This is a genomic window from Mesorhizobium robiniae (genome assembly GCF_040545535.1).
GTDB classification, from domain to species: Bacteria; Pseudomonadota; Alphaproteobacteria; order Rhizobiales; family Rhizobiaceae; genus Mesorhizobium; species Mesorhizobium robiniae.
Genome location: NZ_JBEPMC010000008.1, coordinates 136,524 through 157,138, shown reverse-complemented (window position 1 = coordinate 157,138; position 20,615 = coordinate 136,524). Strand labels below are relative to the sequence as shown.

At 60.4% G+C, this 20,615-nt stretch carries 21 protein-coding genes; 13 read left to right on the top strand and 8 right to left on the bottom strand.

Features of this window, described 5'->3' with window-relative positions; all coding sequences use genetic code 11:
* Nucleotides 1-2: 2 nt before the first annotated feature.
* The 3 genes from ABID19_RS22355 to ABID19_RS22345 are packed head-to-tail and all read right to left on the bottom strand — an operon-like array spanning nt 3 to nt 3,492.
* On the bottom strand, nt 3-1,307 hold the full coding sequence (locus tag ABID19_RS22355) for an ABC transporter permease (RefSeq protein WP_354493137.1): 1,305 nt from the start codon (nt 1,305-1,307) through the stop codon (nt 3-5).
* A 22-nt stretch (nt 1,308-1,329) separates the two neighbouring features.
* A complete protein-coding gene (locus tag ABID19_RS22350; protein ID WP_354493136.1) occupies nt 1,330-2,379 on the bottom strand; it encodes an ABC transporter substrate-binding protein in 1,050 nt (349 codons plus the stop codon).
* A gap of 30 nt (nt 2,380-2,409) precedes the next feature.
* On the bottom strand, nt 2,410-3,492 hold the full coding sequence (locus ABID19_RS22345) for an ABC transporter ATP-binding protein (RefSeq protein ID WP_435528765.1): 1,083 nt from the start codon (nt 3,490-3,492) through the stop codon (nt 2,410-2,412).
* Nucleotides 3,493-3,773: 281 nt separating this feature from the next.
* Between ABID19_RS22345 and ABID19_RS22340 the strand changes: the two genes are divergently transcribed.
* Together ABID19_RS22340 and ABID19_RS22335 are read left to right on the top strand one after the other, a co-directional pair.
* On the top strand, nt 3,774-4,631 hold the full coding sequence (locus ABID19_RS22340; protein ID WP_354493135.1) for an alpha-hydroxy acid oxidase: 858 nt from the start codon (nt 3,774-3,776) through the stop codon (nt 4,629-4,631).
* 403 nt (nt 4,632-5,034) lie between these two features.
* Nucleotides 5,035-5,496 (top strand): nuclear transport factor 2 family protein, encoded by a 462-nt coding sequence (locus ABID19_RS22335; RefSeq protein ID WP_354493134.1) that lies wholly within the window; start codon nt 5,035-5,037, stop codon nt 5,494-5,496.
* Between the two features lie 11 nt (nt 5,497-5,507).
* Here ABID19_RS22335 and ABID19_RS22330 read toward each other — a convergent pair whose 3' ends face one another.
* Nucleotides 5,508-6,455, bottom strand: a complete 948-nt coding sequence (locus ABID19_RS22330; RefSeq protein ID WP_354493133.1) for an IclR family transcriptional regulator domain-containing protein — start codon at nt 6,453-6,455, stop codon at nt 5,508-5,510.
* Between the two features lie 230 nt (nt 6,456-6,685).
* Here ABID19_RS22330 and ABID19_RS22325 point away from each other — a divergent pair, with 230 nt between their 5' ends.
* The 8 genes from ABID19_RS22325 to ABID19_RS22290 all read left to right on the top strand — a co-directional run bounded on the left by ABID19_RS22325 (nt 6,686) and on the right by ABID19_RS22290 (nt 15,072).
* Nucleotides 6,686-7,615: a hypothetical protein gene (locus tag ABID19_RS22325; protein ID WP_354493132.1), complete on the top strand. Its 930-nt coding sequence runs from the start codon at nt 6,686-6,688 to the stop codon at nt 7,613-7,615.
* Between the two features lie 98 nt (nt 7,616-7,713).
* A complete protein-coding gene (locus tag ABID19_RS22320) occupies nt 7,714-8,466 on the top strand; it encodes an SDR family oxidoreductase (protein ID WP_354493131.1) in 753 nt (250 codons plus the stop codon).
* A gap of 362 nt (nt 8,467-8,828) precedes the next feature.
* Complete coding sequence (locus tag ABID19_RS22315; RefSeq protein WP_354493130.1) at nt 8,829-9,833, top strand: Bug family tripartite tricarboxylate transporter substrate binding protein; 1,005 nt, start codon at nt 8,829-8,831, stop codon at nt 9,831-9,833.
* Between the two features lie 101 nt (nt 9,834-9,934).
* Nucleotides 9,935-10,579 (top strand): tripartite tricarboxylate transporter TctB family protein, encoded by a 645-nt coding sequence (locus tag ABID19_RS22310; RefSeq protein WP_354493129.1) that lies wholly within the window; start codon nt 9,935-9,937, stop codon nt 10,577-10,579.
* Nucleotides 10,572-12,077: a tripartite tricarboxylate transporter permease gene (locus ABID19_RS22305; protein WP_354493128.1), complete on the top strand. Its 1,506-nt coding sequence runs from the start codon at nt 10,572-10,574 to the stop codon at nt 12,075-12,077. Before ABID19_RS22310 ends, ABID19_RS22305 begins: the two co-directional genes overlap by 8 nt.
* Before the next feature lie 89 nt (nt 12,078-12,166).
* On the top strand, nt 12,167-12,949 hold the full coding sequence (locus ABID19_RS22300; RefSeq protein ID WP_354493127.1) for an HpcH/HpaI aldolase family protein: 783 nt from the start codon (nt 12,167-12,169) through the stop codon (nt 12,947-12,949).
* A 36-nt stretch (nt 12,950-12,985) separates the two neighbouring features.
* Complete coding sequence (locus ABID19_RS22295; RefSeq protein ID WP_354493126.1) at nt 12,986-13,915, top strand: beta-keto acid cleavage family enzyme; 930 nt, start codon at nt 12,986-12,988, stop codon at nt 13,913-13,915.
* A gap of 83 nt (nt 13,916-13,998) precedes the next feature.
* Entirely contained in the window at nt 13,999-15,072 is a 1,074-nt protein-coding gene (locus ABID19_RS22290) for a serine hydrolase domain-containing protein (protein ID WP_354493125.1), read from the top strand.
* A 152-nt stretch (nt 15,073-15,224) separates the two neighbouring features.
* Here ABID19_RS22290 and ABID19_RS22285 read toward each other — a convergent pair whose 3' ends face one another.
* Complete coding sequence (locus tag ABID19_RS22285; RefSeq protein ID WP_354493124.1) at nt 15,225-15,368, bottom strand: hypothetical protein; 144 nt, start codon at nt 15,366-15,368, stop codon at nt 15,225-15,227.
* Nucleotides 15,369-15,588: 220 nt separating this feature from the next.
* On the opposite strand from ABID19_RS22285, the gene ABID19_RS22280 reads away from it, so the two are divergent.
* The 3 genes from ABID19_RS22280 (at nt 15,589) to ABID19_RS22270 (ending at nt 17,677) form a co-directional block, all read left to right on the top strand.
* Entirely contained in the window at nt 15,589-15,975 is a 387-nt protein-coding gene (locus tag ABID19_RS22280) for an MAPEG family protein (RefSeq protein ID WP_354493123.1), read from the top strand.
* An 89-nt stretch (nt 15,976-16,064) separates the two neighbouring features.
* Nucleotides 16,065-16,421 carry a YciI family protein gene (locus ABID19_RS22275; RefSeq protein ID WP_354493122.1) on the top strand — a complete coding sequence of 119 codons (357 nt, stop codon included), beginning with the start codon at nt 16,065-16,067 and terminating at the stop codon, nt 16,419-16,421.
* Nucleotides 16,421-17,677 carry an RNA polymerase sigma factor gene (locus ABID19_RS22270; protein ID WP_354493121.1) on the top strand — a complete coding sequence of 419 codons (1,257 nt, stop codon included), beginning with the start codon at nt 16,421-16,423 and terminating at the stop codon, nt 17,675-17,677. The genes ABID19_RS22275 and ABID19_RS22270 overlap by 1 nt, the downstream gene beginning before the upstream one ends.
* Nucleotides 17,678-17,770: 93 nt before the next feature.
* Here the strand turns inward: ABID19_RS22270 and ABID19_RS22265 are convergent, their stop codons facing one another.
* Genes ABID19_RS22265 through ABID19_RS22255 form a run of 3 tightly spaced genes read right to left on the bottom strand, consistent with a single transcriptional unit; the run spans nt 17,771 to nt 20,578 of the window.
* Nucleotides 17,771-18,457 carry an HAD family hydrolase gene (locus tag ABID19_RS22265; protein WP_354493120.1) on the bottom strand — a complete coding sequence of 229 codons (687 nt, stop codon included), beginning with the start codon at nt 18,455-18,457 and terminating at the stop codon, nt 17,771-17,773.
* Nucleotides 18,454-19,263, bottom strand: a complete 810-nt coding sequence (locus ABID19_RS22260; RefSeq protein WP_354493119.1) for a phosphodiesterase — start codon at nt 19,261-19,263, stop codon at nt 18,454-18,456. The genes ABID19_RS22265 and ABID19_RS22260 overlap by 4 nt, the downstream gene beginning before the upstream one ends.
* A 58-nt stretch (nt 19,264-19,321) precedes the next feature.
* The gene (locus ABID19_RS22255; protein ID WP_354493118.1) at nt 19,322-20,578 is read right to left on the bottom strand and encodes an ABC transporter substrate-binding protein; all 1,257 of its coding nucleotides are present in this window, start codon (nt 20,576-20,578) and stop codon (nt 19,322-19,324) included.
* Nucleotides 20,579-20,615 lie beyond the last annotated feature (37 nt).

Here is a 20,615-nt window from a genome sequence, read left to right as displayed (position 1 = left end):
GCTCATATCCGATCCGACGAATGACGTGCGATATGTCGCCCAAGGGGGAGAGCAACGAGACCAGCTCCAAAGATGAGTACGGCGCTGAGTGCCGAAGCCAGCCCCCAATTCAGATCCTCATTGGTAAACCTTGCAATGAAGAAACTCACCATCTGATCGGACGGACCACCCACCAGCGCCGGTGTCAAGTAGAAGCCAAGGCACAGAACGAAGGTGAGAAGTCCGCCGGCGGCGATGCCTGGGACCGCCTGTGGCAGAAAAATCGTCCGATGTGCCAGAAGTGGGCCGGCGCCGAGGCTGCGGGCGGCCTTGACCTGGTTCGCCGGGATGGCCCGCATCACGCTGATCATGGGCAGGACCGTGAACGGAAGCTGGATCTGGATCATCGCGACGATGGTCGCCATGCGCGTGTAAAGCAGGGGCAGTGGCTCCGATATCAATCCCGCTCCGGCCAGCGCGTTATTGAGGACGCCATTGGTCTGAAGGAAGACTATCCACGACATGGTTCGCACCAGCAGCGAGGTCCAGAACGGCAGGAGAATGAAGAACAGGAGGACTGCTGCTGTCCGCCCGCTTGCGTTGGCTATGACATACGCGACCGGGTATCCGATCACGACTGTGAGGCCTGTCACGACGAGGCTGATCAGGATCGTCCGGAGATAGATCGACCGGAAATCGTAGCTCGTTTCCTGGGACGATCGACCGTCGGCTTCGATCTTCGTGGGAAAGCCCGTCGCCCAGCGCAGATAGAAGGCGCTGTAGCGGCCATCGTAGTGTTTGAGAATGCTCCAGACACCGCTTTGTCCCCATGCCGGATCGGCTTCGATCAATTGGGCCTTCCAGGCCTGCGGGTCGGCGCGGTCGAAATCGCTGGAAAGCACCCGCTGCGCGTTGAGGATGACGTTCATCCCGCGAGACAATTCGTAGCCCACACGACGGCCTAGCGGGCGTACTGACCCGGCATGTCCTGCAGCCTCGAGTTCGTGTCCAAGCGTCATGTAGACGGCGTCGGTCGGAAGCTTATCCCCGTCCCAGGCCTGAAGCGCCTGCGTTGTCAGCGGCAGCGCTCTGGCGATTTCTCCGTCCGATACCGCCGTATGAACGATCGAACCGATCGGGATCACCAGGAACAGAAGCAGGAAAATCAGGAGCGGTGCGGCCGGAAGAGCAGCCCGAACTGTCCTCCGGCGGTTGTCGCTCTTGACCGGCGAGCGAATGACGACATGCGCCGTCGATGACGCGATGCTTGGCGCAGGCGTATCAGTTTGCGTCATTACCAAGCCCACATCACCGTACGGCAGCGTCATCCGAAAACTCCCACCACTCGGCTTACTGGGAAATCCAGCTGGAGAAGCGGGCGTTCAGGGCATCGCCATTTTTGGCCCAGAATGCGCCGTCCTGGGCCAAGGCGCCCTCGCTGTTTTCAGGGGCTGACGGCAGGTTCGCCAGCACGTCCTTGGCGACGAGATCGCTGGCAGCCTTTACCGTTGGGCCGTAGGCGATGTAATTGCTCAGGGCGGCGTTGATATCTGGCTTGAGACTGAAGGCCACGAACTCCTTGGCGGCTGCAAGGTTCTTCGAACCGGACGGAATGACCCACATATCAAAGCCGCGGATCTGGTTGGTCCAGGCGATCCCAAGGTCGGCATTTTCCTTGGCGTTGGCGTCCGCAATACGGCCGTTCCAGGCCAGCGCCATCTTTACCTCGCCGGATTTGAGAAGCTGCGGCGGCTGGGCGCCGGCCTCCCACCAGACGATGTCCTTCTTGATCGTGTCGAGCTTCTTGAAGGCCCGGTCGACGCCGGCGGCAGTGGCAAGCGCCGCATAGATCTCCGACGCCGGTACGCCATCGGCGAGCAAGGCGAGTTCGAGTGTGTCCACCGGACTTTTGCGGAAGCCGCGTTTGCCGGGGAAGGCCGCGGTGTCGAAAATGTCCGTCAACTTGGTAGGCGCCTTCGGGAATGCTTGTTTCTGAAACGCCAGGATCGTGGCGTAGACGCTCGTTCCCACTGCGCAGTCGGTAAGGGCGCCATCCACGAGACCCGCTGACATAAAGGCCGCATCGGCACCGATCTTCTCAAGCAATCCCTGGTCGCAGGCGGTCGCCCCCGTCTGCGGATCGACGTCGACAACATCCCAGGCGACATTGCCGCTGTCGACCATGGCACGCAGCTTGGCCAATTCACCGCTCCAGGTGTCCTGGGTGACGGTGATGTTCTTTGATTTCGCATATGGATCGAGGAATGCCTTTGTCTGCGCCTCCTGCAGAGCCCCGCCCCAGGACACGACGGTCAGACCGTCCGCCAGGGCTGGAAAACTCACTGCTGCCAGGACGAGCCCGACAAGGCATGACTGCTTGAACGAATACGCTCGCAACATTTTTATGTCCTCTCTGGATTTTCAGTTGTGTTATCTGCCGTCTAGCGCCCATGCATCGCGTGGTTCCCAGTTGAGAAGGACAGGGTTGCCCATCTCCATCTGGGCTCCCACCGATGACGGACTTTTAGCAATCAACCGTTCCCCGCCCGGCAGTTCGACGTGGATCCGGAATTGGTCGCCGCAGTAAATGACTTCGCTGACCCGCCCGGTAAGCGCTCCGGCGCTGCTCTGCCCGGCGATGCGGACGCTCTCCGGCCGGATGGCGATCGTTGCGCGTTGATCGAGCTTCGTGTGAACGCTGCTGCGCGCCAAAATTTCCTGGCCACCGGCGAGCCTTGCGCGCGCTAGGCCGCCTTCGATCGAGACGATTTTCGCATCGAGACAGTTGTTATCGCCGACGAATTCCGCCACGAAGCGGTTCGCGGGATGGCCGTAAATATCTTGCGCTGAACCGATTTGCTGGATTCGCCCGTCGTTGAAAATGGCGATCCTGTCGGACATCGTCAGCGCTTCGTGCTGATCGTGCGTCACATAGACGACTGTCAGGTCCAGCTGATCGGCGATCCGGCGGATCTCGAGCTGCAGGTCCTCGCGCAGCTTCTTGTCCAGGGCGCCGAGCGGCTCATCCATCAGCACCAGGCTGGGCTCGAAGACCAGCGCTCGAGCGAGTGCCACTCGTTGCTGCTGGCCGCCTGAAAGGGCCGTGGGCCTGCGCTGCGCAAGGTTCGAAAGTTGGACCGTCGCCAGCGCCTCGCCGACACGAGTGGCGATCCGCTCCTTGGACAGGCCTCGCACCCGCAAGGAATAACCTACGTTCTCGGCGACCGTCATGTGCGGGAAAAGCGCATAGTTCTGGAACACCATTCCGATGTTCCGCTTTTCCGGTGGTTTGTCCTGGATCGGCCGCCCGTCGAGCGTAATTTCACCGCCTGACGGATGTTCAAAGCCGGCGAGCATCATCAGCGTCGTCGTCTTGCCCGAGCCCGAGGGGCCAAGAAGCGTCAGGAATTCCCCCTTCGCGATGTCGAGGTTGAGATCGCGCACGACGAAACTATGGCCATCGTAGGTCTTGGATATGCCGGTCATGCCGACATGCGTCGCTGGCTGAACCATGGCTGAAACCGCTGCTCCCATTTCATTGTTCTCGATTATTGAGAATCATTATTGAATATCGAGAATAAGAGCACCCGGACTAGCTTGCGTCAATCCCCTGGTCACAAATTCCGAGCGTGCGACGGCAGCATTCTTCGATGTGGGGATCAGCTTGGGGATGGTGGAGCGCGGTCGCTGGCCTTCACCGGGACCTGGCAATCGGCATATGAAAAATACGAGCTGCTGTTGGGGCGGCTGAATCAAGCGGGAGATAGCAGTGCCTTCGCTGGCAGCAGGCATCGTTGAGCCCGGCCGAATTGCTCGATTTGGCAAATGGGCGAACGGCGGCCGCGCGCGGCATCCCTTACACGCTCTCCACCATGGCCACGACCAGCATCGAGCGCATGGCCAGGGCGGTGCAGGGACCGCTCTGGTTCCAGCTCTATGTGCTCAAAGATTTCGAATTCAACCGGCAACTGGTGCGGCGGGCCGAGGAAACAGGCTATTCGACGCTGGTGGTGACCGTCGACCTACAGGCCGGCGGCAAGCGCGAGAAAGACCTCAGGAACGGCATCTCGATCCCGCTGCGCCCCTCGCCCCATCATTTCTGGGAAGGCTTGGCTCATCCAGGCTGGTCGCTGCGGCTACTGCGCGGCGGGCTGCCGCAATTTGAGAATATCGGTGGCTATCTCGGCGACACCAGCGCCGGATTGACCATCGCCGCGCGTGTCGGCGCCAACCTCCACGCCGGTTTCGACTGGGACGACTTCCGCCGGATCCGCGACTGGTGGAAGGGCCGGCTGCTGGTGAAGGGCGTCCTGCATGCGGGCGATGCGGCATGCCTTGTAGCGGCAGGCGCCGATGGCATCTGGGTCTCCAACCATGGCGGCCGGCAGCTCGACGGCGCCATTTCGAGCGTCGATGCGCTGCCGGCAGTCCGCCATGCGCTGGGTTCCGAGGTGCCGATCCTCATCGATTCCGGCATCCGCACCGGAATGGACGTCATCAAGGCCGGTGCAAGCGGCGCCTCCGCGGCAGCGATCGGCCGGGCCGCGCTGTTTCGGCGCCGTGGCAGGAGAGGTCGGCGTGGCGAAGGTCCTCGATATCATCTTGGACGAGATGGTGACTGGCCTCAAGCTTTGCGGGCTGCCCAGTTTTGAGCAAGCGGGGTCAGAACTGACAGCGTAGTGTCAAATGAGTGCTCAGCACTTCGTCCAGGGAGCATCGGCAGAGCAAAGCTGCTGATCTCGGACATTTGTACTATGTCGGCTTCGCGCCGTCGTCCCTGCAATGTCCGCTTTTGCTAAGCGGCAGCTATTCTCTCAATGGCCGATGTGCGGCGCACAGCTATTTCACGGACCGAAAACAAAGGCTGTTACAGCCGCGCGAGCAGGACGCGTCTGATACCAGGCGTAAGGAGTGGCGCGCAGCGAACTGCTGCATCGCAGATTCCAGCACGAGCCGGGGGAAGGGAGGCTCCGACTCTTCGTCTCCAGGAAAAATGTTGGCAACGACCAGGGGCCCAGCCGGCCGCGGACGTAATTCGAAAAGACAGGAAAAAGCATGCAAATCGACAAAGAACGCCTTGAATTGACGCAAGTGCTCTACGCGCTCATCGTCGATTACTGGCATGACGTCGACACGAACTGGGGACGGAACGCACCGGACTATTACACCGAGGATGCGACATTCGCGGGGTCGGCGACGACCTATCAAGGGCGCGAGAAAATTCGCGCATTCTACAAGTGGCGGGAAGATCGGGGCGCTCGCACGGTTGTCCATTCGGTGCAAAATTTCCAGGCGATGTTCGACGGCAGTCCCGACACGGCGCTCTGCCATTGGGTGCTGATGCTGTACGCCGCGGATGGGAAGCCCGTGCTCCCGACGCACCCTCCTATCCAGATCGCCTACATGACCGATCGGCTCGTCAACACGCCACAGGGCTGGAAAGTCACTTACCGGCGTTTCGAGCCGTGGTTCGAAGGCGGCACGCCGCCGACCAACCCGGTCCTTGAAAGCAAGTGAAGTTGGCTTGGCTACAGCGCAACGGAATATTCGCGATGCACCGAAGCATCCAGACCGGCACGATTGCGGATGAAATCCAGCGCATGCTCGATGTTGGTCCGCGTATCGAGAAGGGGGGCCAGCACGTCTTCCCTGATCCTTCCGGGGTCCACCGACGACTTGAAGAATGATACGGACATCACTGCCGCGACCTTGTCCCTTTCTATGATGGGAACTCCGAGAGTCGTCATTCGAAGCGGTTCAGTGCGCGGGTCACGCACGGCGTAGCCTGCGCGCCGGATACGGTCCAGGCGGTTCCGAAACGCCAGCTCTTCCTTGGCGCCAAACTCCATGGAAAAGCTTTTCCGAATGCGAACGATGTGCCGTTCTCGTTCTTCGTCATTACAGAAGGCCATGTAGGCGCGACCCATTGCGGACTTGAACAGATCTGCGCGTTTGCGCAGAACGGTATTGGTATGCACGACAGGGCTGATCGTGCCCGTCCAATAAAGAATCTCGATTGCGTCGTCATCGAGGACGCCCAGTCCGATCGGCCACTTGATTTTTCTCGTCAGACCGATGGACAGCGGCCGGGCAACTTCGATGACACGCGATATGCCGCTATAACCTTGCGAAAGCTCGGCTACCTGCTCGGTGACGCGATATCCGCCGCACATGTTGTCGCGAACGACGTAACCCTCGTGCATCAGCGTTTCCAGCATGCGCACGATCGTTGGCCTTGGGATTCCGGTGTCTGCGTAGATGGCATTGACCGTCGCAATGCGTTTTTGATTCAAAACTTTAAGGACGTGCAACGCACGGCAGACCGAGTTGACGGGCGGGTACGAGCGATCGGACGGGTCTGTGTAACCGCGCCTGGAATTGGTGCGGCAATGCGCGCTTGTGGACGCGGTGATCTTGCCGGATACATCTTCGCGGCCAACATCGTCAGAAGGGTCTTTGTGGGCACCTTTTCGCATCAAATCTCCTCCCGCATCCAAGGTCCTGGCGCTCCTCCAGCGTCACCGAACGAGATCACGTCGACTTGTGTTTCACAAGGTGAAACCCGCTGGAGTCGGAGATCGCCTTAATTTCACGGTTCGAAATACGACGTCATCTGCATGTCTTCGGCATGGTCTGCCGTCGCATGCTAGGCACAATTGAAATCGAGGCAGGCTCGGAGACGGCCTCGCCGCGGAGGAGATTTGCCATGAGTGACCTGTCACGACGCATTGCGTCGAAATCCGTGTTTGCACAACAGGAGCCTCAACATGTCGGCGGCGACGGCCTTTCCAAGACCTGGATCACGCGTGGTGGGAACTTTGCCGTCTGTTACTCCGAGGTGCTGCCGGGCGGTGTCCTGAAGAGGGAAGACAATCCTGAAGAATACATGCTCATCCTGCCGCCGAACTCTGCGTCTGTCACCGTGGAAACCGGCAGCGAATCCGTTGAAGCCGAACCGGAATCGCTGACGATAGTACCGCCGGGACGGAGCCGGGTCGTCGCCCGGAGTTCCGGCAGGATCGCGCGGATATTCTCGAAAGCCTCCAAAGACGTGATGGCGCTCGCCGTCAATGACGGCGTCTACGCCGATGGGGCCCCCGAACTTGCTCCCGTCGATCTTTGGCCGGAGCCGAAAGACGGTTACAAGCTGCGCCACTATCCGCTCGCGCAATATCTCAAGCCGGACGGCGAGCGCATCCAGCCTCGCTGCTTCCGATCCACGAATATGATGGTCAATTTGTTCGGCCAATTCGCGACGCGTCGTGGGACGACGTCGCTCAGCCCGCATTGGCATGATGATTTCGAGCAGGCATCGCTCTGTTTCGACGGCGTCTGGATCCATCACCTGCGCTATAACTGGGGTGCCGACGCGGGAGAGTGGATCCCTGATGATCACGCCGAAGTTCCTTCGCCGTCCGTCACGGTCATACCGGCGCGCGCCATCCACACGAGCCAGGACGTCGGCGAGGATGGCCCCGAAAGTTCACTCTACGACATCTTCTGCCCGCCGCGGCTCGACTTCGCCTCGAAACCCGGCTTCGTGATCAATGCCGATGAGTATCCGCTGCCTGTCGTCGAGGGCGAGCAGAAGGCCAAGACCGGCGGAACGCTGTTAAGCTGGCAGAAATCAGCCTAGCCGGCCCCGGAATTCGCGATCGGCCGCCTCGTTTTGATATGCCATGCCGGCAAGGCGAAAAGGTTCCCGCCATCCATTCAACGAAGTGCAGAGGACTCATGCAGAACGTTGTAATCGTAACTGGTGCCAGCAGCGGTATAGGGGCTGCGACTGCGCGTTTGCTCGGAACCGCCGGTGCGCACGTCGTCGTCAATTACAAAAACTCGCGGGAACTAGCGCAGGCTGTGGTGGCCGATGTCGAGGCTGTCGGCGGCAAGGCCATTGCTGTCCAGGCGGATATGGGTTCGGAGGCCGACATTCTTCGCATGTTCGAAGAGACGGATAGGGCATTCGGACCCTTGACCGGGCTGGTGAACAATGCCGGCGTCAATGGTCCGAAACACCGTTCGGCGGATAATTATGAATTCCAGGAAACGATGGACATCTTTGCCGTCAACACTGTCGGCGTTCTCATCGCATGTCGTGAGGCAATCAAGCGGATGTCGACGAAGCACGGAGGCAAGGGCGGCAGCATCGTCAACATCTCCTCCATCGGCGCGCTAACCGGATCACCTGGCCGCTTCATCCATTATGCCGGGTCGAAGGCTGCGGTTGACACGATGACGAAGGGGCTGGCCGTGGAGGTCGCGAAGGATGGCATCCGGATCAACGCCATCCGTCCCGGTATGATCGACACACCGATCCATGCGAAGGCTGGGCAGGCCGACAGGGTCAAGGAGTTTGCTTCCAAAAACCCGCTTGGACGTGCGGGCCTCCCCGAAGAGGTGGCGGAGGCCATCGTGTGGCTTCTCTCCGACAAGGCATCCCTCGTCACCGGCGCCGTACTCGATGTGATGGGCGCCCAACGTTAGGTCTCAAGGGGGCGACCTCACGTTAAAGACCACCCTCGCAAGGACTTGTCTCGATGACATCGGACTTCTGCGTTTAGAGAGCGCAGCCTGCTGAGGCAGGGCTTTCGGACCAACGAGTTTCGATCCGAGCAGCCGATCTCGAGCCACCGAGCTGTTCGATTTGGGAGAATGGCAATCCACTGATCGCGATCCCTGTTTCATTGTGCGAAACATAATGTGCGGGGACTGTGGGACGGGAAGAAGTTTGATCTAGTTTGAAACGCTTTCGCCGTGCCGCCGGTTCGGTTTCGTGCTTACGACCGCATGCTGGGAGCCATGCGGAGGACCAAAAGACTTCGGTGTAGTACCAGGGAGGAATATCCGTGAACATTTCACTCGTGTCCGCTCGTAACATCCGCAGGTCGGCGCTCAAGCGCATCGCCGCCGCAGTCGCTCTGCTGCCGGTTGCACTGAGTTTGGATAGCGCGCTGGCGCAGGAGTATCCCGCCAAGTCGATCACGGCGGTCGTACCTTTCGCAGCCGGCGGCGGTTCTGACACCCAGACCCGGATCTGGGGCGAGGCCATGGCGCAGCTGATAGGGCACCGCATAATTGTCGAAAATGTTCCTGCTACGGCAGGCGTGTCAGGGACAAAACAGGGGATAGCCGCTGAGCCCGACGGCTACACGGTGGTCATGGGAGTGGCCTCGACAATCGCCATAAATCCAGTGATCAACAAGGCAGCGGACTACAAGCCGCTCGAAGATCTGCAGCCGGTCGCGCTGACCGGCTACACGCCTTACGTGATGGTCGTCGCCAACAATCTGAACATCAAGACGCTGCCCGAACTGATCGAGTACGGTAAGGCGCATGAAGGCGAGCTCACCTATGCAGGTTGGACGACCGTGGGCGAATTTGCTCGCAAGGGCCTGGAATTGCAGACGGGATTGAAAATGATCCCAGTCCCCTACAAGGGCAATACGGAAGCGATGACTGATGTCATCGCCGGCCGAGCTTCGGCAGCCATCCTGGACATTTCCTCGGCACTTCCCTTCATCCGGTCGGGCAGCGTAACCCCGATCGTCATGACCGGTCCGGACAAGTCGAGCGCGCTCCCGGATGTGCAGACGATCGACGAGGCCGGCGTGAAGAATTACTTCATCGACTCCTGGACCGCCATATTCGCTCCGAAAGATACGCCGAAGGAGATCGTCGAATATCTCAACGCAAAGACGCGTGAAGCGCTAAAGTCGGAGAAGGCGAAGGCTCGCTTCGACGAGCTGGCGATCGAGTTCCGGGACTATGACGTCAGCCAGACACGGGAATTCATGGAGAAGCAGGTTGCCGGCTGGAAGACCCTCATCGAAAAGGCTGGCGCAGCAAAATAGCTGACCGCTGAAGCTGCAGAGCCGGATTGTGCTGTCCGGGGCGATCGGGCCGATCCATTGTGTGACGCCAGACCGACCAAATCGGTAGAGGGTGCGAGAGAATGTCCGAAGCGACAGATAGGCCGCGATCCGACGCTGTTCCGCGTCATGCTCGCGTCGACGTGATCGGTGGTGCGATCGTCATCTTCATCGCCGGTCTGATCTGGTACGGCGCGATCGAACTCAATGTCGGCCAACTGACACGTCTCGAATCCGGAGCCATGCCGAAAGCGCTGTCGATTCTGCTTTTCGCCGCCGGATGCGGAGTCATGGCAAAGGGGCTGATGCAGCGCGATGATGAGGCCGAGCGTCTGCAACTCGCGTTGGGGCCTGCGTCAATCGTCGTCATCGCCATGCTGATATTCGGACTTTTCATCCGAGGCGGAGACTTTGGTATCGTCTCGACGCCGCAACTCGGCCTGACGGTCGTCGGTCCGCTCACCGTATTCATTGCCGGTTGCGCGACCCCCAATGTACGCCCTGGAGAACTTCTGGTGACGGCATTCGGGCTGACCGCGGCGCTGCTGTTGATATTCGCCGATCTGCTCGGGGTTGGCGTTCCTGTCTTCCCCAAATTCCTCCAGAACGCCATCCCGAGTTCACTGGGTCCCGATACCGCTACTCGGCTGGCGTACGGTATCTACGGAGTTCTCGCTGCCGTCCTTTACGCTGCGGTCTTCGGATTGGGAGGGGACAGGCGTGGCTGAACTTTTCGACCATCTGGCGCTCGGCTTCTCCGTCGTCCTCTCCATTCAGAACGTTCTGCTCTGCCTGGTAGGCACCCTTGTGGGCACCCTGATCGGCGTGCTGCCCGGAATTGGGCCGTTGGCGACGATCGCGATCCTGATGCCGCTGACTTACAACTCCGAGCCAGTCGGGTCGTTGATCATGCTCGCCGGCATATATTACGGCGCACAATATGGCGGGTCGACCACGGCGATCCTCGTCAACATGCCGGGGGAATCCTCGTCGGTGGTCACGGCGTTGGACGGCCATGCCATGGCGCGCCAAGGCAAGGCCGGGAAGGCGCTTGGTATCGCTGCGATCGGTTCGTTCGTTGCGGGGACCTTCGCCACACTCGTCATCGCCGCCGTGGCAATTCCGCTCTCCAAGTTGGCACTTAGCTTCACGGCCGGAAATTACTTCGCCCTGATGGTTCTGGGGCTGGCCCTTGCCATCGTGCTGAACGGCGGATCCGTGCTGAAGGGCTTCTGCATGCTGATCATCGGCGTCGTTATGGCGCTGATGGGCGCGGATCCGGTGACCGGCGAACCGCGCCTGACCTTCGGCACCGATGTGCTCTACGACGGCTTTGACGTCGCCATCGTCGCAATGGGTCTGTTCGGCATCGCGGAGATCCTGCGCAATCTTGAAACGCCCGAGGCAAAGCCCTTCGTCGGGGGGATAATTGGTGGACTTCTGCCCGACAGGAAGGACCTGCGGGAATCCGCGGGCGCCATTGTGCGAGGATCTCTCCTGGGCAGCATCGTCGGGATCATCCCGGGAAACGGCGCGACCCTTTCTTCCTTCGCCTCGTACGTCATGGAAAAACGGATAGCCCGCAATCCGGAGAAATTTGGAAAGGGCGCCATACAGGGCGTCGCAGGACCTGAATCTGCTAATAACGCCGCCGCCCAGACGACCTTCGTGCCTCTGTTGACGCTGGGTCTTCCATCGACGGCGACCATGGCGCTGATTGGCGGCGCGATGACCCTCCACGGCGTCGTTCCCGGTCCACAAGTGATCGATCTTCATCCCGATCTTTTCTGGGGCGTGGTCACCTCCATGTGGATCGGCAATCTGATGCTCGTCATCATCAACCTGCCGTTGATCGGAATATGGGTGAAATTCCTGAAGGTCCCCTACCACCTTCTTTTTCCGATGATCGTATTGATTTGCTGCCTGGGAATTTATTCGGTGAACATGCGACCTTCCGACGTGGTTCAGGTCGCGATATTCGGGGTTGTCGGTTACGTTCTCTACAAACTCAGACTTGAGCCCGCACCGCTATTGCTCGGCCTCGTCCTCGGCGGAATTCTTGAAGACAGTCTCCAGCGCGGTCTGATCCTCAGTCGTGGACATGTGTGGACCTTCCTGAGCGAGCCGCTGACGCTCACTTTGCTTGCCATCGCCGCGGTGATTGTCGTTTCGGCGCTGTTGCCGTCCATCAGCAGAAACCGGCAGATCCTCGCCGAGGAGAATTAGCAAAAGACGTTCGGGATACAGCGATCGCCGCGGATCAGCCGCGGGTGTCAACCCATGGCCTTAATAAGCATCAGAAAGGATCTACGACAATGACTGCCACAGCTACCGGCTTCCGCAAACGCTTCATCGCGGGGGAGACACTCGTCGGAACCTTCATCAAGACCCCGGCAACACACCCCGTGGAAATCCTCGGCAATATCGGCTTCGAGTTCGTCGTCATCGACGAGGAACATGCACCGTGGGACCGTGTGAAGATCGACGGAGCGCTGCTTGCTGCGCGCGCATCCGGGACCGCCGGAATTGTGCGCGTTGCGGAGCCCAGCGCTGCCAAAATACTCGCCGTACTCGATGACGGAGCCACGGGCGTGCTGGTCCCGCATGTCAGTTCTGCCGCGAAGGCAAAGGACATCGCACAGGCGTGCCGCTTCCGCGGCGGCCGGCGCGGCTTCTCCAATACCACGCGCGCGGGCGATTTCGGCGCGACCGGCGTCTGGCCGCATGTCGAGGCTCAGGACGCCGCTGTCACCTTCATTGCCATGATCGAAGACCCCGAGGCGCTCGATGAGATCGATGCGATTGTCGCGACGGAAGGTCTCGACGGTGTTTTTATCGGACGTGGCGACCTCACGGTGGCACTCGGCGCGGAGGCTATGGACGCGCCCCAGATCATGGCGACCTGCGAGAAGATCATCGCGGCAGCCAGGAAAGTCGGCAAGCCGGTCGCGATGATGGTGGCTAATGCCGAAGACGCGAAGCGCTTCCACGCCATGGGCGCAACGACCTTTATCGTAGGGTCGGACCAAGGGTTTATGCGTCAGGCCGGGCTCAAGGCCTATTCGGAGATTTCTGTGGTGGGCGCCAAGGGCGCCTGACGCAGTCGCTGCAATGCACTGACAGGAGAAAGCATAGTGACTACTCGCAAAGTGATCATCACTTGTGCCGTGACCGGCTCGATCCACACCCCGTCGATGTCGCCGCATATCCCGGTGACCGCGCAGGAGATAGCCAACGCCGCGATCGGTGCGGCGGAGGCCGGTGCGGCGATTGTCCACCTGCATGCGCGTAACCCCGAGAACGGGCTGCCGGACCAGTCACCGGAGGCCTTCGAGCCGTTCCTGAAAGTGATCAAGCAGCGCTCGGACTGTGTCGTCAACATCACAACCGGCGGTGCGGCCACCATGACCATCCAGGAACGCATGAAGCCTGTCGTCACCTTCAAGCCGGAGGTAGCTTCGCTCAACATGGGCTCGATGAACTTCGGTCTCTACCCCATGTTGAATCGCTTCACGGAATTCAAGCACGACTGGGAGCGGCCATATCTCGAAGGCTCGCGCGACCGCATCTTCAAGAACACTTTTGCGGATATCGAGCACATCCTGACCACCTGTGCCGAAAACGGCACCCGCTTCGAGGTCGAATGCTACGACATCGGCCACCTCTACACGCTCGCGCATTTCGTCGACCGGGGCATCGTCAAACCGCCTTTCTTCGTGCAGAGCGTGTTCGGCATCCTCGGCGGAATAGGTCCTCACCCGGAGGACGTGATGCACATGAAGCGGACCGCCGACCGGCTGTTCGGCGATGCCTATTCGTGGTCGGTGTTGGGGGCGGGCGCGAACCAGATGCGCATTGCCGCGCAGGCGGCTGCGATGGGAGGAAACGTCCGTGTCGGGCTGGAAGACTCGCTGTGGCTCGGGCCGGGCCAATTCGCCAAGACCAATGCGGAGCAGGTGGTCAAGGTGCGAGGCATCGTCGAGGGGCTGGGCCTGTCGGTCGCCACACCCACCGAGGCGCGCGAGATCCTTCAACTCAAGGGAGCCGATCGCGTCGCGTTTTGACGAGCGTTCTCGTCGTGAAGCCCTTGCAGACCGTGGAAAATTCGTCGCAACTTGCCGGTGGAACATCAGCCCGGAGGGTTGTGGTGGAAGAACGAACTCACTCGACTGATCAGCATGACGGCTGGGTGGTCTCTCCCCCTGATGCCGCAGGTATGGATGCCGACCTGCTCGGCGGGCTTGCTCGCCAGTTTGAAGCCTGGGATGAGGCAAATCTTCACGCCGCACTCATGGTTCGCCGCGGCAAGCTCGTTTACGAACGCTACTTCACAGGGGACGACAAGGCCTGGGCGACGCCTCTTGGCCGCGTCGCCTACCATGCCAGCCTCAAACACGACCTGAGATCAATCACCAAGAGCATCACGTCGCTGCTCTTCGGTATTGCCCTCGATCAAGGATTGATAGAGGACCTGGACCAACCGGTCTTCGACTTCTTTCCCGAATACGCTGACCTTAACACGGCAGAGAAGGCGCAAATCAATCTGCGGCACCTCCTCACAATGTCGGCGGGTTTGGCTTGGAATGAGGACATCCCCTACAGCAATCCAGCTAATAGCGAACGGCGGATGATCGATGCGCCCGATCCGTACCGCTATGTTCTTGAACAGCCTACGATCCGGCCGGCCGGAGCCGCTTATACCTACAATGGTGGCCTGACTGCTCTTCTCGCAGCGGTCTTGCAGAAGGCCTTTGGGTATCCGATTGATGTTCTTGCAAGGAAAACGCTGTTCACGTCCTTGGGTATTCAGGATGTCGAATGGGTGCGTTACGCAGACGGCACACCGAATGCGGTATCCGGTCTTCGCATGCGCCCGCGCGACGTTGCCAAGGTCGGTCAGTTGGTGCTCGATGGCGGCGTATGGAAAGGGACGCAAATTGTCTCAAAGGACTGGATCGAAGAATCGACCAGTTCGCACATCAACGGAGTGGGCCTGTTCTTCTATGGCTTCCAATGGTGGCTCGGGCGTTCACTCGTCAATCGCCAGGAAATCAAATGGATCTCCGCAGTGGGATACGGTGGCCAGCGTATGTACATCGTACCAAGCATGGAGTTGGTTGTGGTGGTCATGGCGGGCCTTTATGACAATCCTGTTCTCCAATCGATGGTCCCAGAGATTATCCTGCGCCGGTACGCCCTACCGGCCGCGCTTGCAGCTTGATCGCCAAAACCGCTCCCTTTGGGGACCTTGGCTTGTTGCAAGATCCTCGGGTGAACGCCGCTCAGAAAGCGTGATCCGGTCGGATTCCAACCACAGGAAGGGGCAAATTGGTCGTCCCGCTCCCTGCCGAGCCGAGCAGGATGAAGAAAGCCTCACTCTTGAGAGTTCGACGCCTGCGCAAGCACATTCAAAAGCTGGCTGGTGTTGTCTATCGAGAATTGCACGCGCTCACTGGGCCAGACCGTTTCTGAATAGGCGATCGGCGTGCCTTTCATGTCCACGTCGATCTTTTTCAAAAGCACGCTGAGTGGGCCGGGGCGTTGACGTCGTACTGTTGGCACCTTCTTCGGGCACGAGCCCTCCTGAACAGCGAGCAGGCGGCAGGATTGCGTTTCCTGGCATCACGATTTGCGGACGAGCTGCGTTCCGGGCGATTTTTCGAAAACAGATGTCGATCGCGCTTGGCTCCGTTCGTCATAGCGCGCTGCAATTGGCAGCGCCAACGGAGAAACTGCAATGACTTTTCACATCACCGCGCTTTATGCGTCGCTTGTCGCCCTCGGCGTCTTCGCTCTCGCCAACATCGTCAGCGCCAAACGCGGGCGGGCCGGAATTTCGATCCTGCATGGCGACAAGCTTGACTTGGCGCTGGCGATCAGGCGCCACGGCAACCTGGTCGAAAATGCCCCGCTGATGCTGATCCTGATGGGCCTGTGCGAGGCAAACGGCCTAGCGCCGGTGTGGCTCCACGCCATGGGAATTATGTTCCTTGCCGCCCGGGTAGCACACGCCGTTGGCTTGTCTGTCGACAACCCGAAGGCGCCACTGCGACTTGCGGGCGGCATCGGCACCCAATTGGCCATGCTTGGCGCTGTCGCCTACTTGTTGTGGTTGCAGTTATAAATATTCTCTTCCCGCCCTGTCGATCATGGCCGCGGCCATTCGTCATGGAGCACCATCGCACGGGCGAATGGTCAAACTGGAGGCATCACATGAAATACATCGCGCTGATCTACAGCACGCCGGGATCGTCTCCGGCCTACGGCACGCCGGAATTCGGACCGTTCATGGCCGCCTATCAGGCCGCCAACGAACGCTTCGCCAAGGACGGTGTACTGGTAGCCGGCGAGGCGCTGGAGGAAAGCTCAACTGCAACCACCTTGCGCATCCGCGGCGGCCGCACCGAGACGTTGGACGGGCCTTTCGCGGAATCCAAGGAACAATTGGGCGGTTACTACGTCTTCGAGTGCCGCAGCCTCGACGAGGCGCTGCGCTACGCGGCGATGATCCCAACGGCGACCTATGGCTCGGTCGAGGTGCGGCCGATCCAGAACCTGCAACAGTCCTGATGCCAGCAGCGGCAACAGCGGACGTCGTGGCGGAAGCGATCGAGAAGATCGTCCGCCACGACGGCGGCCGGTTGCTGTCCCTGCTGGTTGCCATTCTCAGGGATTTCCAGCTCGCCGAAGACAGTTTTCAGGACGCGCTGGAGTCGGCGCTGCTGCACTGGCAGCGGTCCGGCGTGCCCGCTTCGCCTTCGGCCTGGCTGATGCGCACGGCGCAGCGCAAGGCGATCGATCGCATCCGTCGCGCCGCCAGTTTCCGCACGAAGTCGGCGGAACTCGCTGCCCTCATCGCGCTGGACAACGAGGCGATCGAGCCCGCGGAAGACAACGCGATCGCAGACGAGCGACTGAAGCTCATCTTCACTTGCTGCCATCCGGCGCTCGAGCGCCAGACCAGCGTGGCGCTGACGCTGCGCTCGATCGGCGGATTGAAAACCGAAGAGATTGCCAGGGCCTATCTGGTCAGTCACGATTCAATGGCGCAGCGGCTGGTGCGCGCCCGCCACAAGATCGTCAGGGCCGGCATCCCTTACGAGGTGCCCGGACCGGAAGGCTGGCGCGACCGGCTCGATGCGGTGCTTGCGGTGATCTACCTGATCTTCAACGAGGGTTACGCCGCCTCGTCCGAGCAGCATCTGCGCGTCGATCTTTGCGAGGAGGCAATCCGGCTCTGCCGGATTCTGCTGGCGCTTATTCCGCACGAGGCGGAAGTCGAAGGCTTGCTGGCGCTTATGCTGCTTCATCGTTCCCGCTTCGTTACCCGGATGGGCGCGCCGGGAGAAATCATCACCCTCGAGCGACAAAATCGCAGCGGCTGGGACAGGAAGGGCATAGAGGAGGGTGCGGCCCTTCTGGTGAGGGCCTTGCGGCGTGGCCGGCCTGGCTCCTACCAGTTGCAGGCTGCGATCGCGGCAGTGCATGCGGAGGCGGAAAGTTTTGCGGCGACCGATTGGCAGGAAATCGCGCTCATCTACGACGCGCTGATTGCCGTACAGCCCAACCCGGTATTCGAACTCAACCGCATCGTGGCGCTTTCCTACGCCAAGGGACCGGAGGCGGCGCTGACCCGTCTCGGGCTGGTTGGGGCGGCACTCGCCTCGTACCAGCCATATCATGCGGTACGCGCCGACATTCTCGCACGGCTCGGCGAGGTTACACTGGCGCGCGAAGCCTTCGATGCGGCCATCCGATTATCGGGCACAGACGCAGAAAGAAAGTATCTGATGGGGCGACGGGACGAGTTGGCAATGCCGGAATGATCGGACAGTGTCCTGCAGACCGCACCCATGCCATCCTGACCCTCTCGGCCCTGTGGAGCTAAGGTCGGCCAGCCTACCGTGCTGGCGCGACTGTCACATTGCAACGGTCGATGTCGAACGAAACAGGGTGGCCAGGACTTCTGGATGGCTGGCAATTGAGAGGGCACCTGCCTCTAGAAGTCGTTCGCCATGACCCTGCCCGCAGTGGCTGCCGGCTGTAAACCCCACCACATGCATGCCGGCCGCAACGCCTGCTCGAACCCCGGCAGTGCTATCTTCAACGACCACGCAGCGGTCAGGCTCAACTCCCATTGTTCGAGCGGCGTGGAGGAAGAGGTCAGGCGCGGGTTTCCCATTCGCGACCATGGTGGTGCTGAACACGTTGGGCGCGAAACGTTGATATAGGCCGGTAAGTTCGAGACCGTATCGAAGCTTGTCGGGCGCGCTGCTCGACGCGACGCATGCCGGAATGTCGAGCGCGTCGATGAATTCGGCCATTCCCGCGATCGCCGTGAGATCTGTGCGATAAGCATCGCTGGTCTTCTTGCGGATAATCGCTTCGAAATTGTCCGGCAAGGGGCGCCCGAGATCCCGTTCGACCACCGCTCGCATTGAGCCCGAAGGCAGGCCGGTGAAGCGCAGGACCACTTCTTCCAGAGTGATGGGATAACCGATCGCGTTCAGTTCCTCGGCATCGATCCTGCAGGCCAGAATCTCGCTGTCGATCAGCACCCCATCGCAATCGAAGATGACGAGCTCAAATGGCTTGCCACGGCTCATTGCACCGGCTCCAGAACAGGGTTCTTCGGCCATCCTCCAATGATCTCCCGTTCACCGAGTCTGAAGCGGTGCAGCAGCACGTTGCCATTCTGGATCAGCGCAACATCGAAGGCAGGTGCGTCCTTTATGAATACGGCATCGCGACTGACAAGATCCGGCACGATCTGATGCGCCACGCCACGGCTTGCGCTGAACGGAACGTCAAGCCAGCTGCCGGAAACGTCGACATGTACGTGGCCGCAGAAGATGTGGCGGATTTGGGACGACGCGGCGAGCACGTTTGCGACGGCGACACGATCGAGGAGATCATAAGGTTCAAAATGCGGCATGCCTATCGACTGCAAGGGATGATGCGCGAAGAGGAAGGCCGCGGGCTGGGGTGTTTCTGCCAGGCGCGCGGACAGCCATTCCAGGCGACCGTCAGTCAGCGCACCATAACCATGGCTCTGAACAAGGGTGTCGAGGAAGATCAGCCGGCCTTCGGCACAATCGTAGACCGACTGGATGAAGCCGCGCTCGTCGCGGTCCTGTTCAGGAAAAGCCTGGACGAAGTTTTGGCGATCGTCGTGATTTCCGACCAGCAGCCGATAGGGAACCCGCAGTTCCTGGAGCAACTCACGCAGCAGGCCATAGGCCGCCGGCAGGCCCTTGTCTGTGAGATCGCCGGTGATGACGCAAAGCTCGGCATCGCTGTGATCGAGATTGATGCGCTCGATCACACGGCGGAGGCGCTCGGCCGGATCGAGCGTGAATAGTGCTTCTCCCGGCGCGACGATGTGAAGGTCCGTAAGATGAATGAGTTTCATTGTAGGCTTTCCGAAATGGGACGGCGCCGAAAAGTGACGTTCGGCGCCGCGAGCAAAATCAGTTGGTTTTGGGCAGCAGCGCGCGCACCTGCGAAGTCATATCGGCGAGCGCTGCGTCGGGCTTCTTGGTGCCGTTGGCAATCGCAGTCATTTCGTCCCGGATCACGACGCCGATCTCAACACCATTGTCGCCGGGCCACGAGAACCACGGGCGCGCCCGTGGCGTCTGCTTGACGCTCGTGAACCAGTTCGGGTTCTTCTCGTAAAAGGTGCCGAGATGATCCTTGTCCAATGCCAGCGTGTTCGTCGGCATGTAGCCGGTGTTGGGCACCACAATGCTTTGCCCTTCCGGCCCTGTCGCGAACTTGATGAACTTCCATGCCGCAACACGTTTTTCCGGGTCCTTCGTCAGAATTACCGCAACCATGCCGCCTGTCGGCATCGTCGCATTCTCGACGCCCAGGGGCTGCTGCGCCGTTCGCAGCCTGAAGCGATCGCCGATATCCTTCTCCATGCCGCGGACGCCGCCCGCCGAGGCGAAATAGAAGCCCAGTTTGCCGGCGGTGAACATCTGCCGCGCCGCACGCTGGTCGATCGGCAATTGGCCGCCTTCAGTGTGGAACCGCTCGAAGAGCTTGACCGCTGCTTGCCCCGCCGGGCCGTCGAAAGCGATCTCGGTTTCGGCATCGTTCATCATCTGTCCGCCGAAATTCCGTACGAGATTCTGTGTCGTCCAATCGTCGACTCCGAGTTCGTAGTACATGCCCGCAGTGCCGTCGCCGAGCGCAGCGATCTTGCCGGAAAGCGCGATAAAATCGTTCCAGTTCGTGGGGATGTGGTCGGCATCGCCACCGGCCTGAGCGACCAGATCGGCGTTGCAGTAAACGACCGGCGTCGACATCGCGAAAGGCAGGCCATATTGCTTGCCGTCGACCTGCCCCAGCGCCAGCACCTGTTTCGTGTAGCCTTCGGCAATCATATCCTCCTCACCGACCAGATCATAGATCGGATCGAGAAGCCCGCGATTGACCAGGGTCCGCATCACGTTAAAGCCGACATAGTGGACATCGGGAAGCTGGCTCGCCATGCCCTGGCGGATCAGCGTCTGCACGGCTTCGTCATAGCTTGGCGCCGCGGCCCGGAAGCTTATGCTGACATCCGGATTGGCTTTGGTGAACGCTTCGGCGATCGGTTCGTGAAACACCTTATGGTCGGGCCAGGCGTAGAACACTTCGAGATTGGTTTCGGCCCGTGCCGTTCCGGCCAGGCATCCGGCAAGTGCTAGGGTTGCAAATGTGACGGCGATTGGTCTCACGACTGTCTCCTGAGGTTGTGCCTGCCGAAGCAGGCGG

Bases quoted from the DNA above. Each gene is read 5' to 3' on its own strand.
- ABID19_RS22320 (WP_354493131.1), top strand. From the start codon at position 7,714: ATGCAGAACGTTGTAATCGTAACTGGTGCCAGCAGCGGTATAGGGGCT.
- ABID19_RS22260 (WP_354493119.1), bottom strand. From the start codon at position 19,263: ATGAAACTCATTCATCTTACGGACCTTCACATCGTCGCGCCGGGAGAA.
- ABID19_RS22310 (WP_354493129.1), top strand. From the start codon at position 9,935: ATGTCCGAAGCGACAGATAGGCCGCGATCCGACGCTGTTCCGCGTCAT.
- ABID19_RS22345 (WP_435528765.1), bottom strand. From the start codon at position 3,492: ATGGTTCAGCCAGCGACGCATGTCGGCATGACCGGCATATCCAAGACC.
- ABID19_RS22300 (WP_354493127.1), top strand. From the start codon at position 12,167: ATGACTGCCACAGCTACCGGCTTCCGCAAACGCTTCATCGCGGGGGAG.
- ABID19_RS22330 (WP_354493133.1), bottom strand. From the start codon at position 6,455: ATGCGAAAAGGTGCCCACAAAGACCCTTCTGACGATGTTGGCCGCGAA.
- ABID19_RS22350 (WP_354493136.1), bottom strand. From the start codon at position 2,379: ATGTTGCGAGCGTATTCGTTCAAGCAGTCATGCCTTGTCGGGCTCGTC.
- ABID19_RS22270 (WP_354493121.1), top strand. From the start codon at position 16,421: ATGCCAGCAGCGGCAACAGCGGACGTCGTGGCGGAAGCGATCGAGAAG.
- ABID19_RS22275 (WP_354493122.1), top strand. From the start codon at position 16,065: ATGAAATACATCGCGCTGATCTACAGCACGCCGGGATCGTCTCCGGCC.
- ABID19_RS22325 (WP_354493132.1), top strand. From the start codon at position 6,686: ATGAGTGACCTGTCACGACGCATTGCGTCGAAATCCGTGTTTGCACAA.
- ABID19_RS22355 (WP_354493137.1), bottom strand. From the start codon at position 1,307: ATGACGCTGCCGTACGGTGATGTGGGCTTGGTAATGACGCAAACTGAT.
- ABID19_RS22280 (WP_354493123.1), top strand. From the start codon at position 15,589: ATGACTTTTCACATCACCGCGCTTTATGCGTCGCTTGTCGCCCTCGGC.
- ABID19_RS22335 (WP_354493134.1), top strand. From the start codon at position 5,035: ATGCAAATCGACAAAGAACGCCTTGAATTGACGCAAGTGCTCTACGCG.
- ABID19_RS22265 (WP_354493120.1), bottom strand. From the start codon at position 18,457: ATGAGCCGTGGCAAGCCATTTGAGCTCGTCATCTTCGATTGCGATGGG.